At 64.7% G+C, this 12,605-nt stretch carries 12 protein-coding genes; 6 read left to right on the top strand and 6 right to left on the bottom strand.

The features are described 5' to 3' along the window. The first annotated feature begins 16 nt into the window (after positions 1-16). From trpC to P0648_RS05785, 5 genes are all read left to right on the top strand, one after another. Positions 17-769 carry an indole-3-glycerol phosphate synthase gene (gene trpC / locus P0648_RS05765; protein WP_276248222.1) on the top strand — a complete coding sequence of 251 codons (753 nt, stop codon included), beginning with the start codon at positions 17-19 and terminating at the stop codon, positions 767-769. Further along, positions 766-1,995, top strand: a complete 1,230-nt coding sequence (gene trpB, locus P0648_RS05770) for a tryptophan synthase subunit beta (RefSeq protein WP_276248221.1) — start codon at positions 766-768, stop codon at positions 1,993-1,995. The genes trpC and trpB overlap by 4 nt, the downstream gene beginning before the upstream one ends. Further along, the gene (trpA, locus tag P0648_RS05775; RefSeq protein ID WP_276248220.1) at positions 1,992-2,804 is read left to right on the top strand and encodes a tryptophan synthase subunit alpha; all 813 of its coding nucleotides are present in this window, start codon (positions 1,992-1,994) and stop codon (positions 2,802-2,804) included. The genes trpB and trpA overlap by 4 nt, the downstream gene beginning before the upstream one ends. A 28-nt stretch (positions 2,805-2,832) precedes the next feature. Continuing rightward, entirely contained in the window at positions 2,833-3,627 is a 795-nt protein-coding gene (locus P0648_RS05780) for a 2-amino-3,7-dideoxy-D-threo-hept-6-ulosonate synthase (protein ID WP_276248219.1), read from the top strand. Positions 3,628-3,744: 117 nt separating this feature from the next. Beyond that, positions 3,745-4,917: a 3-dehydroquinate synthase II gene (locus P0648_RS05785; RefSeq protein ID WP_276248218.1), complete on the top strand. Its 1,173-nt coding sequence runs from the start codon at positions 3,745-3,747 to the stop codon at positions 4,915-4,917. Positions 4,918-4,926: 9 nt separating this feature from the next. On the opposite strand, the gene P0648_RS05790 is transcribed toward P0648_RS05785, so the two are convergent. The 4 genes from P0648_RS05790 to P0648_RS05805 form a co-directional block, all read right to left on the bottom strand. Continuing rightward, the gene (locus P0648_RS05790) at positions 4,927-5,346 is read right to left on the bottom strand and encodes a zinc ribbon domain-containing protein (RefSeq protein WP_277505579.1); all 420 of its coding nucleotides are present in this window, start codon (positions 5,344-5,346) and stop codon (positions 4,927-4,929) included. A gap of 53 nt (positions 5,347-5,399) precedes the next feature. Further along, positions 5,400-6,080 (bottom strand): type I 3-dehydroquinate dehydratase, encoded by a 681-nt coding sequence (locus tag P0648_RS05795; protein WP_277505581.1) that lies wholly within the window; start codon positions 6,078-6,080, stop codon positions 5,400-5,402. A gap of 37 nt (positions 6,081-6,117) precedes the next feature. Beyond that, a complete protein-coding gene (locus P0648_RS05800; RefSeq protein WP_276248215.1) occupies positions 6,118-7,155 on the bottom strand; it encodes a site-specific DNA-methyltransferase in 1,038 nt (345 codons plus the stop codon). A gap of 92 nt (positions 7,156-7,247) precedes the next feature. Then, a complete protein-coding gene (locus tag P0648_RS05805; RefSeq protein ID WP_276248214.1) occupies positions 7,248-8,225 on the bottom strand; it encodes a transcription initiation factor IIB family protein in 978 nt (325 codons plus the stop codon). Between the two features lie 234 nt (positions 8,226-8,459). Here P0648_RS05805 and yjjX point away from each other — a divergent pair, with 234 nt between their 5' ends. Beyond that, complete coding sequence (gene yjjX, locus P0648_RS05810) at positions 8,460-8,969, top strand: inosine/xanthosine triphosphatase (protein WP_276248213.1); 510 nt, start codon at positions 8,460-8,462, stop codon at positions 8,967-8,969. Here yjjX and P0648_RS05815 read toward each other — a convergent pair. Together P0648_RS05815 and P0648_RS05820 are read right to left on the bottom strand one after the other, a co-directional pair. Further along, positions 8,966-10,786 carry a flippase-like domain-containing protein gene (locus tag P0648_RS05815; RefSeq protein ID WP_276248212.1) on the bottom strand — a complete coding sequence of 607 codons (1,821 nt, stop codon included), beginning with the start codon at positions 10,784-10,786 and terminating at the stop codon, positions 8,966-8,968. The genes yjjX and P0648_RS05815 overlap by 4 nt on opposite strands. Before the next feature lie 74 nt (positions 10,787-10,860). Continuing rightward, complete coding sequence (locus tag P0648_RS05820; protein WP_276248211.1) at positions 10,861-12,588, bottom strand: radical SAM protein; 1,728 nt, start codon at positions 12,586-12,588, stop codon at positions 10,861-10,863. Between the last annotated feature and the right edge of the window lie 17 nt (positions 12,589-12,605).

Genomic DNA, 12,605 nt, shown 5'->3' on the forward strand with positions numbered 1-12,605 from the left:
TCATCATTGAACAACAATGGTAGTTAGAGACGAGGTCGCCCCCGAGGTGGCCGCCATCCTCGCCGCCGCCCGCCGCAGGCAACGGGCAACAGAGCGGGTGTCGGTCGAACCGCGGTCGCTCAGGTCGGCGTTCGACGCCGCGGCGGCCGAGGGACGGGTCCCGATACTTTCCGAGGTGAAACCGACGAGCCCGACCACCGAGGGAATCCGAGCGGATGACCCTGCGGAACTCGCCCGCGAGATGGTTGCGGGCGGGGCGAGCGCCATCTCCGTGCTCACGGAACCGGACCACTTCGGCGGGTCGCTCGACAACCTCCGGGCAGTCCGCGAGGCGGTCGACGTGCCCGTACTCAGGAAGGACTTCATCCTCCGCGAGGAGCAACTCGACGGGGTGGAGGCGGACGTCATCTTGCTCATCGTTCGGTTCGTCTCTGACCTCGACGGCCTGCTCACGGCCGCCCGCGAGCGGGGGTTTCAGGTGCTCGTGGAAGTTCACACCGAAGCCGAACTCGAAGCGGCCCTTGATGCGGGAGCCGACATCATCGGCATCAACAACCGCGACCTGACCTCACTGTCGGTGGACCTCGGCACCTTCGAGCGACTGGCTCCGAAGGTTCCAGACGACGTACTTTGCATCGCGGAAAGCGGCGTTTCGACGCCCGAAGACGTGGCCCGCATGCGCGAGGCCGGCGCGGACGGCCTCCTCATCGGAACCGCCATCATGGACGGCGACGTGACCGAAAACACCCGACGACTCTCTCAGCTATGAGTGACGCACCCGCAAAATTCGGCGAATACGGCGGCCAGTACGTCCCGGAAGTGCTGATGCCCGCCATCGAGGAACTGACCGACGCGTACGAACGGTACGTGCTCGACAACGAAGACGGCTTCATGGACGACTTTCGCGCCCGATTGCGCGACTTCGGCGGCCGGCCGACCCCGCTCCAGCACGCAGCGCAACTCAGCGAGCGGTACGGAACCGACGTCTACCTCAAACGCGAGGACCTCGTCCACGGCGGGGCGCACAAACTGAACAACGCGCTCGGACAGGTACTGCTGGCCAAATACATGGGCAAAGAGCGCATCGTCGCCGAAACTGGGGCCGGCCAGCACGGCACGGCGACGGCGATGGCTGCGGCCCACCTCGGCATGGACTGTGAAGTCTACATGGGCCGCCGAGACATCACCCGCCAGCGGCCGAACGTGTTCCGCATGCGAATCAACGGTTCCGCGGTCAACCCCGTGGACGTGGGGCGCGGAACCCTGAAGGAGGCCATCAACGAAACGATGCGCGACTGGGCGACCAACGTCGAAGACACCCACTACGTCATCGGCTCGGTGGTCGGTCCCCACCCCTTCCCGCGGATGGTCCGTGACTTCCAGTCGGTCATCAGCGAAGAGGCGCGCGAGCAAATTCGCGAGAAAACCGGTGGCCTGCCCGACAGCGTCGTCGCCTGCGCTGGCGGCGGGTCGAACACGATGGGCGCGTTCCACAACTTCGTCCCCGACGAGAACGTATCCCTCTACGCCGTCGAAGCCGGTGGCTCCAGCCTCGACGTGGACGAAGAGGCAGGCGTCGCCCCGAACTCCGCGTCGCTCTCGACGGGGTCTGTCGGCGTGCTCCACGGCGCGTGCACTCGCCTGCTCCAGTCGCGCGACGGCCAGATTCTCGAATCCCACAGCATCAGTTCGGGCCTCGACTACGCCGGCGTCGGCCCGGAACTCGCCTACCTCGTCGACAGCGGGCGTGTGACGCCGGTGACGGTCCCCGACGACGCCGCCCTCGAAGCGTTCCACCGCTTCTCCCAGGAGGAGGGCGTCATCCCTGCGCTCGAAACCGCCCACGCCATCGCCTACCTCGAAACGGCAGACGACCTCGGTGACTCGGTCATCGTGAACGTCTCAGGCCGGGGCGACAAGGACTTAGAATCGGTGTTAGAGGAGACTGCCCAGCGTGACCTTGCGAACGCCCCGGAGATGGGGGTGTTCGAATGAGCGAGATTGGCGACGCCTTCCGCGAGGGGCCCGGGCTCGTGCCGTACATCACCGCCGGCGACCCGGACGCGGCGGCGACCAAAGAACAGGTCCGCGCGCTCGCCCGCGGTGGGGCGGATGTCATCGAACTCGGCCTGCCCTTCTCGGAGCCAATCGCGGACGGCCCGACGATTCAAAACGCTATCCAGCGGTCGCTGGATGCGGGGATGACGCCGCGGTCGTACCTCGACCTGGTGGCCGACCTCGACGTGGACGTGCCCATCGTCTGCATGACCTACTACAACCTCATCTACCAGTTCGGCGACGAGCCCGTCCGCGCGTTCGTCGAGGCGGCCGCCGCGGCTGGCATCGCTGGCCTCATCGTTCCGGACCTCCCGGTCGAGGAGTCGGGCGTCCTGCGGGCGGCCTGCGACGAGTTCGGCCTCGACCTCATCTTCATCGTCGCGCCGACGACCCGGGGCGACCGACTCGACCGGGTGATGGAACAGGTCTCCGGATTCGTCTACGTCCAGGCGCGCCTCGGGACCACCGGGGCGCAGGCGGACGTGAGTTCGCAGACCCACGACAGTCTCGGCCGCCTCGCGGACTACGACGTGCCGAAGGCGGTCGGCTTCGGGGTGAGCGAGCGTCACCACGCTCGCGAAATCGTCGCCGCGGGCGCGGACGGCGTCGTCGCCGGAAGCGTCTTCGTTGACCTCATTGCCGCTGGGGACGAAGTGGCGACGAAACTGGAACAGAAGGCGGCAGAACTGGCCGAGGGCGCACGGACGGGATACTCCCAACGTGTGCCGCGACCGGAACGCACTTAAATAACGCTTGCTACACACTAACATACCAATGAGTATCGGAAAAACAGCTCGTCTCGAGCGAATCGGCACACGGGGTCGATACGTCATCGTCCCTATGGACCACGGCATTACACTCGGGGCCGTACAGGGCCTCAAAGACATCGAATCGACCATCGACGCGGTGACACGCGGCGGCGCAGATTGCGTCCTCACCCAGAAGGGAATCGCCCCCCGCGTCCACGCGAACAAGAACGACAAAGGCTACGTCGTCCACCTCAACGCTTCTACGACAATCGGTCCCGACGAAAACGACAAACGCATGACGAGCACCGTCGAAGACGCGGTTCGCGCCGGCGCTGACGCCGTCTCGTTGCACATCAACGTCGGGTCAGACCACGAACCGAAACAGATGGAAGACCTCGCACGGGTCACCTCCGAGGCTGACCGACTCGGCATCCCTGTCCTTGCGATGACCTACGCACGCGGCCCCGGCATCGACGAACACGACGCAGAAGCCCTCGGCCACGCCGTCCGCTTCGGCGAAGAACTCGGCGCGGACATCATCAAGACGGCCTACTCGGGCGACCCCGAAAGCTTCCGTCACGTCACCGAATCGACCCGCCTCCCCGTCGTCATCGCCGGCGGCTCCAGAGGAACTGATTTAGAAACCATCGAGATGGTCCGCGGCGCGATGGACGGCGGCGCGGCCGGCGTCTCAATGGGTCGGTCTATCTTCCAGCACGAGAACCCAGAGGCCATCGCCCGCGCCGTCGCGGACGTGGTACACAACGACGCACCCGCCGCGGACGCGCTCGAACGCGCCGGCCTCGCCGTTAAAGCCTGACGAAGCGGTGTTTCATCACGTCTCCAGCCTTCTCCAGCGACGGCCACGAAACCGGCCGGCGGGGAGACAGTGGCCACTTCCGCCACGTTCAAGAATCCCCGCCGCGAGCGTCAGAGTATGACACGCTCCGTTTGGCTCAAAGCCGACGACACCGTCGGCGACTGGGAGGCGCGCCGGAAACGAATCACCGCTGGGCTCGAGGCCGGCGTCGACTGGGTACTCGTAGACAGCGAAGACGTCGCGAAGGTTCGCGAACTCGGCCAGGTGAACGTCGCGGCGTTCACAAACGGCGACGTCCACGTCATGGACGCAGAACCCGAAGGCATCGAGGACCTACCCGACGCGACCATCGTCGGCAAGGAAGGCGAAGGTGACGGAACCGTCGACCTGCCAAACGACTTCTCCGGGTCTGCTGACCTCTCTACACTGCGGCGCAGCGACGACCGCGCTCACGGTGCGTACGTCCGCATTCTGAACAAGGACTACGAGTCGTTCGCCGAGGCCGCCGCCCAGGACGCAGACTATACCATCGTCATCGGCGAGGACTGGACCATCATCCCGCTCGAAAACCTCATCGCCCGCATCGGCGAGGAGACGGAACTCGTCGCGGGCGTCCAAACAGCCGCAGAGGCGAAGACGGCCTTCGAGACGCTCGAACTCGGCGCAGACGCCGTGTTGCTCGACACCGACGACCCCGACGAGATTCGTCGCACGGTCGAAGTGCGCGACGACGCCGCCCGTGAGTCGCTCGACCTCCAGTGGGCGACCGTCACCGCCATCGAACAGACGGGGTCCGCAGACCGCGTCTGCGTCGACACGGGGTCGCTGTTCGAACACGACGAGGGGATGTTGGTCGGCAGCATGAGCCGCGGCCTCTTTTTCGTCCACGCGGAGACCGCAGAGTCGCCGTACGTCGCCTCTCGCCCGTTCCGCGTGAACGCTGGGGCGGTCCACGCCTACGTCCGGACGCCAGACGGCGGCACGAAGTACCTCGCGGAACTCAAAAGCGGCGACGAGGTGCAGGTCGTCGATACGGCGGGACACACCCGCGAGGCCATCGTCGGCCGGGCGAAAATCGAGAAGCGCCCGATGTTCCGGGTCGAAGCCGAGACAGAAAACGGCGACCGCATCGAGACGCTCCTGCAGAACGCAGAGACTATCAAGGTCGCCACCGCCGAAGGCCGCAAGGCGGTCACGGACCTCGCGGTCGGCGACGAGGTAAAAATCTACTACGAGGACACGGCTCGCCACTTCGGCGAGGCTGTAGAAGAGAGCATCATCGAGAAATAACCGGCGGACTTACTGGTTTTCCGGCGCGGTCGTCTGTGGGAGTTCCGTCGTACACCAGTGACAGAAGCCGAGTTCGGGGTCGACGTCGCGCCCGCAGTTCGGACAGCGCGTCCCTTCTACGACGGCTTTCACTTCCTGATTTTTCGTCGCTGCGAGTCGGTAGGCGTCGATCATGCTCAATGCCGTAATGAACAGCACCGAGAGGGCCGCTTCCAGCGGCAACTGCTCGCTCGCGCGGGAGAGCGCAGAGAGCGAGAGGTCCGCCGTCTGGACGGCCTGCTCGGGGATGACGAACGACGCCGTCGCAATCATCAACCCGAACCAGAGGAGAGCTCTGAGCCACTCCCGAATGTAGACGTGGCCGAGGCCAGGGTAGATGAACGCGAGGAGTGCAGCGAGCCACGGGCGCTTACGCATAGTCTGCCCCATCACTTCCTCCGTCTCGGTTGTCACTGTTTGTTAAACTTCCGAACGACCCCGTTTTAGCCATCGCCCTGCAGCTGGGTTAGCAGCTGGCGTAACGTCGCGAGGTCGTACTGGCCCGGAGCCGTCGCATCTTCCGGTCTGATGGGCGCGAAACCGAGACACGACCCGTACAGCGGCGCGACGACCCGGGAGTGACGGCCGAGTTTCCCCATCGCCATCGTCGCCACCGGGCGACCGTTCATCGAAAACGTCCGCGTCGCGAACAGGAGGTCGAGGACGTCGTCGACGCTCGTCGCCGTGCACGCGAGTTTGCCCACGTCGCCGTGGTCGGTCGCCTCCTTGAGCAGGTGGCGCAATTCGGCGATGCGAGGGGTCTCCTCGAAGTCGTGGACCGAGACGATGACCTTCGTGTCCGACTCGCGGGCGGCGTCTACCACCCGCGCCCCGTCCCCGTTCAGAATCGCGGCGAGTTCGATGTCTACCGCCTCCACGGCGGTTTCGGCGGCGGCCGCACAGAGCGTATCGAGCCGAGTGGCGTCGTCCTCAGCCTGGCCGCCTTCCCAGTTCACGCGGTTGGTCGCGATGATGGGGAGGGTGCCGCCGTAGTTCCGGAGTGCCGCGAGCGGGTCGGCGGCGAGGTCCATCCGGAATTCGACGGCGTCGGCGTGGGGCCGGGCATCCGGCTCGTCGTCCAGCACCGCGGTACTCGCGGCGAGGACGAACTCGTCGAAATCCATGGCAGGGGATACACGCCCCTGTAAAAAAAGCATACCCCTACGAGGAATGGGGTTCGTGGGTAACCAGATAGCCGTCTTCATCCGGTTCGACCCCGGCGACGACGTAGAACCGAATTTCGCGTTCTTGACGAGTGACGACCGGGAAATCGTAGTGGGTTGCTTCGTAGTCGGGCGGGTCTGCGTCGGCTTTTCGGGCGGCGACGAAGTCTCGATGAGCGTCGAGTCGCGCCCTCGTGCGCTTGCGAGAGAGTTCCGGCGCACCTTCTACTCGCTCGTCGAACTGGGCGACGAGGTCCGCGTCGAGTTCGTAGCCGAGTGAGTTTCGCCCGGCGAGCATCGCCGCGAGCGTCGTCGTTCCGGTTCCCCAGAAGGGGTCTAAGACGGTGTCGTCGTAGACGGAGAACATTCGAATCAGCCGGAGTGGGATTTCGAGGGGGAACGCCCCAGAGCGGTCGCGATTCGCATCGGAGAGCAGTTGCCCGGTTCCGCGCACGTCGGTCCAGAGGTCTGAGAACCACTCGTTTCGCTCCTCCCAGAAGAAGGCGCTCTCGTAGCGTTCCGCACAGCCGGGGTCAAATTCGCGGGTGCCACCCTTGCGAAACACGAGGATGTACTCGTGTTCGAGTGTCGCGTAGGCGTTCGTCGGGAGCATTCCAGAGCCCATGAACTTCGTCAGGCGGTTCGACGGCTTTCGCCAGAGAATGTCCGGGAGCACCGAAAAGCCGCGGTCGCGCATCGCGTCGACGACGGCGACGTGGTTCGGGAACAACTGGAAATCGCCGCCGATAGAACGGGTGGCGTCGCCGACGTTGATGCACGCGATGCCGCCGGGGCGCAACACGCGGGCGAGTTCGTCCCAGCAGGGGGCAAGCGCCTCGTGCATGGCCTCGAAGGCGGCGTCGCCGGCCCCTGAGTCGAGGTACTCGTCGATGGTCGCGTCGAGCGACGTGAAGAGACCGTCCCACATCTCTATCATGGGGTAGGGCGGGGATGTGACGACGAGGTCGACCGTCCCGTCGTCTACGTGTGTCATCTCGCGGGCGTCGGACGCGTAGATGACGTGTTCGGTCTGCATGGACGGTCAGTCGCGGGCCGGGGGTACGTTTCTTGCGGTCTCATGACTCGTCGGCGGGTGGAAAACGGAAAACGGAAAACGGGTGGCAGGAGTTACGCCATCGGCACGTCCTGCTCGGCTTCGAGCAGTTCGTGGTAGCGGTTGCGGATGGTGACCTCGCTGATGTCTGCGACTTCGCTCACGGCGGCCTGCGTCGTCTTCTCGTTGGTGAGCAGCGCGGCGGCGTAGACGGCGGCGGCGGCGAGGCCGACCGGCGACTTGCCGCTGTGGACGCCCTGCTCCTTGGCGTTGCGCAGGAGCTGGCGGGCGCGGTGTTCTGCTTCCTCGGAGAGGTCGAGCGAGGAGGCAAAGCGCGGCACGTAGCTCTCTGGGTCCGCGGGGCGCACTTCGAGGCCGAGTTCGCGGACGACGTAGCGGTACGTGCGGGCAATCTCGCTCTTCTCGACACGGGAGACCTCCGCAATTTCGTCGAGACTGCGCGGCATGCTCGCCTGGCGGGCGGCGGCGTAGACCGCCGAGGTTGCGACGCCTTCGATGGAGCGTCCGGGCAGGAGGTTCTCGGAGAGCGCGCGGCGGTAGATGACCGAGGCGGTTTCCCGGACGTTGTTCGGGAGGCCGAGGGCCGAGGCCATGCGGTCGATTTCCCCAAGTGCCTGTTTGAGGTTGCGCTCTTTGCTGTCGCGGGTGCGGAATCGTTCGTTCCACTTGCGAAGGCGCTGCATCTTCGCGCGCTGGCGGCTGCCGAGGGACTTCCCGTAGGCGTCCTTGTCGCGCCAGTCGATGTTGGTCGAGAGCCCCTTGTCGTGCATCGTGTTGGTCGTCGGGGCGCCGACGCGCGATTTTTTATCCTTCTCTCGGGAGTCGAAGGCGCGCCACTCTGGGCCGCGGTCGATTTCTTTCTCGTCTACGACGAGACCACAGTCCTGACAGACCGTCTCGCCGTGGGTGGAGTCGCCGACGAGTTTGCCGGAGCCACATTCTGGGCAGTTGAGCTTGTTGTTGCTCGATTCCTGTTCGTTCTCGCTCTCTTCTGTTTGTGCTCGGGTTCGCGTGCGGGTGTGTTCTCTCATGGGTGTAGCGCTGGCGGGGGCTATCCGGGAAGCGTATCTGGAGAAATCCCGGATGGCTGTCCGTGGCCCGGGCTTCGGACGAAAGTCATTTAAGGGTTTTGGTTTACGCTACGGTATCGCCGCGAAACAGGAACAAATGGCCGTTTCAGGTTCTGCCGGCACAAATGTTATATATTGTCATGCGTCGAGCCGCGGATGGTAATTCCCAAGTGACCGACGCGGCTTCTCACTGCCATGCGCGTCGGCGTCGGCAGTCAGAATCCGGTCAAAGTCAGGGCCACCGAACAGGCACTCGCGAACGTGTTGGACGCGACGGTCGAACCCGTCGCCGTCGAATCGGGCGTGTCAGAACAGCCGCGCGGTCTTCAGGAGACCATCTCGGGAGCCGAAAACCGGGCGCGAGCCGTGCTCGACGCGGGTGAGTTCGACCTCGGTATCGGCATCGAGGGTGGCGTCGCGACGGTCGACGACCGTCTCTACCTCGTGATGTGGGCGGCCGTCACGGACGGCGAGCGCGTCGGGCGCGGCGCGGGACCGAGTCTCGCGCTCCCCGAAGATATCGCCGCACGAATCGAGGTGGGCGAGGAACTCGGCCCCGTGATGGACGACGTACTCGATATGAACAACGTGGCGAAAAAACAGGGTGCAGCAGGAGCGCTCACGGCCGGTATCGTGGACCGCGAAGCGGCATTGACGCAGGCTGTAGCGGGGGCGCTCGGCCCCTTCGTCACCGACCTGTACTAGTTCTCGACGGCTTCGACGTCAGGTACGTCGCGGCTCTCTTTTACTGCCGTCGTGAGCGAGACGTTGAGCAGCAGCATCGAGGCGACGCCGCCGAGCACCGTCACGATGTTCTTCACGGCGTGGTCGACGATGGCCGCGCCGAGTGCGACTTCCCACGAGACGGGGAGCAGCGCCACCACGAGCAGCGAAAAGGCCCCCTCGTAGAGGCCGACGCCGCCGGGCGAGAGGGGGAGAACCTTCGCCAGGTTCCCGACGCTCACTGCGAAGAACCCAACGGCGAGCAGCGTGGTGAACGGGAGATCCACGCCGAAGGCGGCGAACACGACGACTGCGGTCAGCACGTCGAGCGTCCAGATGAGCAGGCTGCTCGCGCCGACGCGGGCGAAGGCGCGCTTGTCGCTCGCCACGACCTGCACGTCTCCGGCGAACCGTTCTAAGACGCCCGCGACGTAGTCGGCGTAGGAGTCGTTGCTGATGCGGGTGACGAAACTCCGGATGTGGTTGCTCTCCGTCCGCGCGGAGGCGACGATGAGCGCCGTCGCGGAGATGGCGGCCACGCCGACGAATCCGGCGAGGTAGAGGGCGTACCGGCCGCTCTGTCCGCGCTCGCCGCTAATCTGCGTGATGGCCTGGCTCAGGCCTTCGACGCTCGTAAACCCGGTCAGTGCGAGCAGGATGAACACCGCGCCCGCGAGCACCGTGATGGTGAGCAGGTCGAAGACACGCTCGACGGTAAGCGACGCGAACCCGGAGGGGTACGGCACTTTCCGGCGGGTCTTCACCACGTAGGCACGCACCGCGTCACCGGCACGGGCGGGGAACACGAGGTTCCCGGTCTGACTGATGAAGATGGCACCGGTCAGGAAGCCGGTCTTTTCGCGGAAGCCGAGTTTGTTCAAGATGTCCTTGTACCGCGCGCCGCGGAGCGGCCACGAGACGAGGTAAATGACCGCGGCGACGCCGATGAGAACGGGGTCTGCGCCCTGCATCTCCGTGATGACCTGACTGAAGTCGATGTACTGGGTCATGAGGAGGAGGGCGACGATGGTCAGCAGCGTCCCCGCGCCGAGCGTCGTCTTGCGGTTGATTTTCGGGCTGACGGAGAACTCGTACCAGACCCGCAGAATCTGGCTGCCCATCCCGAACACGTCGCGGACGAGGTCCACTTTCGTGTCCTCCATGGGCGTCCATTCGACGGCGAACTCGTTGATGCGGTAGCCCTTCTTCTGGGCGCGAACGAGAACCTCCGTGTCCCAGAACCAGTGGTTGTCCTCGACGTCGTCCATGATGTCGAACAACGCCTCGCGGTCGAACGCTTTGAACCCACACTGGTGGTCGAGCAAGTCAGAGCGCAGGAAAAACCGCGTGAGGCCGTTGAAGCCCTTGCTCGGAATTCCGCGCTTTGCGGGGCGGTCTATCTCTTTGCCTGGCATCCACCGCGACCCGGTCGCGATGTCGTACTCGCCGGAGCGAACGCTCTCTACGAGTTCTTCCAGGTGCTTCATGTCCGTCGCAAGGTCCGTATCGAAGTAGACCAGCGTGCGACCGTGGGAGGCTTCGAATGCCCGTTCTAACGCGCCACCGCGGCCGAGTCGTTCATCGCTGTGGAAGTGGCGGACGGCGGGGAACTCCGCTTCCATCTCGTCTGCGATTTCAGGGGTACGGTCGTCACACCCGTCTTCGGCGACGATGACTTCGAACGAGCCTGGGGGGAGGAACGTCGCGAGCGTGTCGAGCGTGGTTTTCACCGTGTGCTCGATGGTTTTCTCCTCGTTGTAGGCGGGGAGAACCACGCTCACTTCAACGTCTTGGCTCATTACCGGAGTTTCGTCCACCGACTCCTAAAGCACTTCTGGCCTGCTCTCACTGCGAAGACCAGTCGAAAAAACTGTTAGTTCGACTGCCCGGGAAGAAGGGTGTCGATGAACGGTCCCACGTCCGCGCCCACTTGCGATTTGAGCTGGTCGGGCGTCGTGTACGGTCGGTTGACGATGATGTCTCCCGCCCGCCCTCGACCGAGGCCGGGAATGGCCATCAGTTCGTCCATGGTCGCCTCGTTCACGTCGAGGGGGTGTGGGACGCCGGAAATCGAGCGATAGCCGTGGTCGGTCACGACGATGTCTACGGTCCGCCCGAGTTCCCGCTCGCCGGGAACCGCGACGAGCAGCGGGTAGGTTCCGAGTTGACGGCCGAACGTCTTGCCGTCCTTGTGGTATTCGAGGTGGACGTGGGGGAGAATAGTTCCCGCCGGCGCGACTCGTTTTAGCATCGGGTTGTCGATCTCCTCGCGCACCTGCTTTTTGTACTTCTTGAACAATTTCTTGTGGTCCTTCGCGATTGCCGACCCTGTCTCCGACATTTCGGTGCCCGCGAAGGCCATCACTTGCCGGATGTTCACCCGACGGACCATCAGGCCCTCGTCGTAGACGCGCTGCAGGAAGTCGAGATTGTGCTGGTAGGTCTCTTTCGTCTCGCCTTTCAGCCCGTGCAGGAGGTTGATGCCGGGCAGCAATTTTGGTAACCGTGCAGACGCCTCCTCGCCGTGGGTCGGGGCCGCAGACGGGTCGTCACCGGGTCGCCAGCCAGCCTCCTCGTTGACGATTTTGACTGCCTCGAAACACTCCTCTGCTGTGACGTTTAGGTTGTTCTCCTCTTGGACGACCGGGTCCGCGCTTTCGAGGCCGAAGGCGGCGGTGTCGCCGGGCGTGTTGTGCTTCGCGATGACGCGAATGCCTTCTCTCGACAGTTCCGGCCACTTCACGACCGTAATGGGGTTCATGTTATCGAGATGGAGCGTGCCGAGGTCAGGGGCCACCTCGCGGATGCCGCCGTAGAGGTCGCGCAGGGCGTCCGGGTTCGGTTTCTCGCCGTCGCCGCCGAAGGCCAGGATGTCGGCCTGCCGTCCGATGCGAAAGTGGCGCGCGCCGCGGGTGTAGAGTTCCTCGACTTCGCGCACGACGGACTCTGCGCTGCGGAACGCTGGGTTCCCGTACAGTGGTTCCGTGCAGAACGAACAGCGGTAAGCACAGCCCCGGGAGGTCTCCATTTCGCAGATGAGATATTCGGGATAGTTCGGGTGGTTCTCGATGACGAACGCGCCGTTCGCGGCCCAGCGGTCGATTTCCTCGTTCGAGCGCATCCGGTCGCCGAAGCCTTCGAGGCCACTTTCGACGAGGTCGTGGGCGGCCGCCTCGATGTCGCCCTTGGCGACGAAGTCGTAGTCGAGGTCCTTGCGCTCCATGTCGCTGCCGCCCTCGTTGTTCTCGCCGACGCCGAATCGGATGGGGCCGCCCATGAGCGTCGTGCCCCTGGCGGTCCACGCGAGGCGTTTGACCTCGTCGGGTTCGGCGGGCGTGCCGCCGACGTACTTCCCGGGGACGGTCATTCCGCCGACGTAGATGAGCAAGTCGGCTTCCTCGACGTCGCGCCAGTTGGTCATTTCGTCGCGTAGTGCGTCGATGGTGTGGTAGGTAATCTGGGACTCGGGAACGCCGGCGTCTACGAGCGCGCCCGCCGTGTACCGCGGATACGTCGAGATGTACGGTGGCACGCCGAAGTGCGCCGGTTCGTCTACGTACCCGTCGACGATGGTGACCTGCAGGTCGGCGGGGTCAGTCATAGGCCAGTCTAGCCCGT

Source organism: Haladaptatus sp. DYSN1, from assembly GCF_029489995.1.
In the GTDB taxonomy this organism is placed as follows: Archaea; Halobacteriota; Halobacteria; order Halobacteriales; family Halococcaceae; genus QDMS2.

Excerpts from the sequence above, each read along its gene's own strand:
- trpC (WP_276248222.1), top strand. The coding sequence starts at position 17 with ATGGTAGTTAGAGACGAGGTCGCCCCCGAGGTGGCCGCCATCCTCGCC.
- yjjX (WP_276248213.1), top strand. The coding sequence starts at position 8,460 with ATGCGCGTCGGCGTCGGCAGTCAGAATCCGGTCAAAGTCAGGGCCACC.
- P0648_RS05820 (WP_276248211.1), bottom strand. The coding sequence starts at position 12,588 with ATGACTGACCCCGCCGACCTGCAGGTCACCATCGTCGACGGGTACGTA.
- P0648_RS05805 (WP_276248214.1), bottom strand. The coding sequence starts at position 8,225 with ATGAGAGAACACACCCGCACGCGAACCCGAGCACAAACAGAAGAGAGC.
- trpA (WP_276248220.1), top strand. The coding sequence starts at position 1,992 with ATGAGCGAGATTGGCGACGCCTTCCGCGAGGGGCCCGGGCTCGTGCCG.
- P0648_RS05815 (WP_276248212.1), bottom strand. The coding sequence starts at position 10,786 with ATGAGCCAAGACGTTGAAGTGAGCGTGGTTCTCCCCGCCTACAACGAG.
- P0648_RS05790 (WP_277505579.1), bottom strand. The coding sequence starts at position 5,346 with ATGGGGCAGACTATGCGTAAGCGCCCGTGGCTCGCTGCACTCCTCGCG.
- P0648_RS05785 (WP_276248218.1), top strand. The coding sequence starts at position 3,745 with ATGACACGCTCCGTTTGGCTCAAAGCCGACGACACCGTCGGCGACTGG.
- P0648_RS05800 (WP_276248215.1), bottom strand. The coding sequence starts at position 7,155 with ATGCAGACCGAACACGTCATCTACGCGTCCGACGCCCGCGAGATGACA.
- trpB (WP_276248221.1), top strand. The coding sequence starts at position 766 with ATGAGTGACGCACCCGCAAAATTCGGCGAATACGGCGGCCAGTACGTC.
- P0648_RS05780 (WP_276248219.1), top strand. The coding sequence starts at position 2,833 with ATGAGTATCGGAAAAACAGCTCGTCTCGAGCGAATCGGCACACGGGGT.
- P0648_RS05795 (WP_277505581.1), bottom strand. The coding sequence starts at position 6,080 with ATGGATTTCGACGAGTTCGTCCTCGCCGCGAGTACCGCGGTGCTGGAC.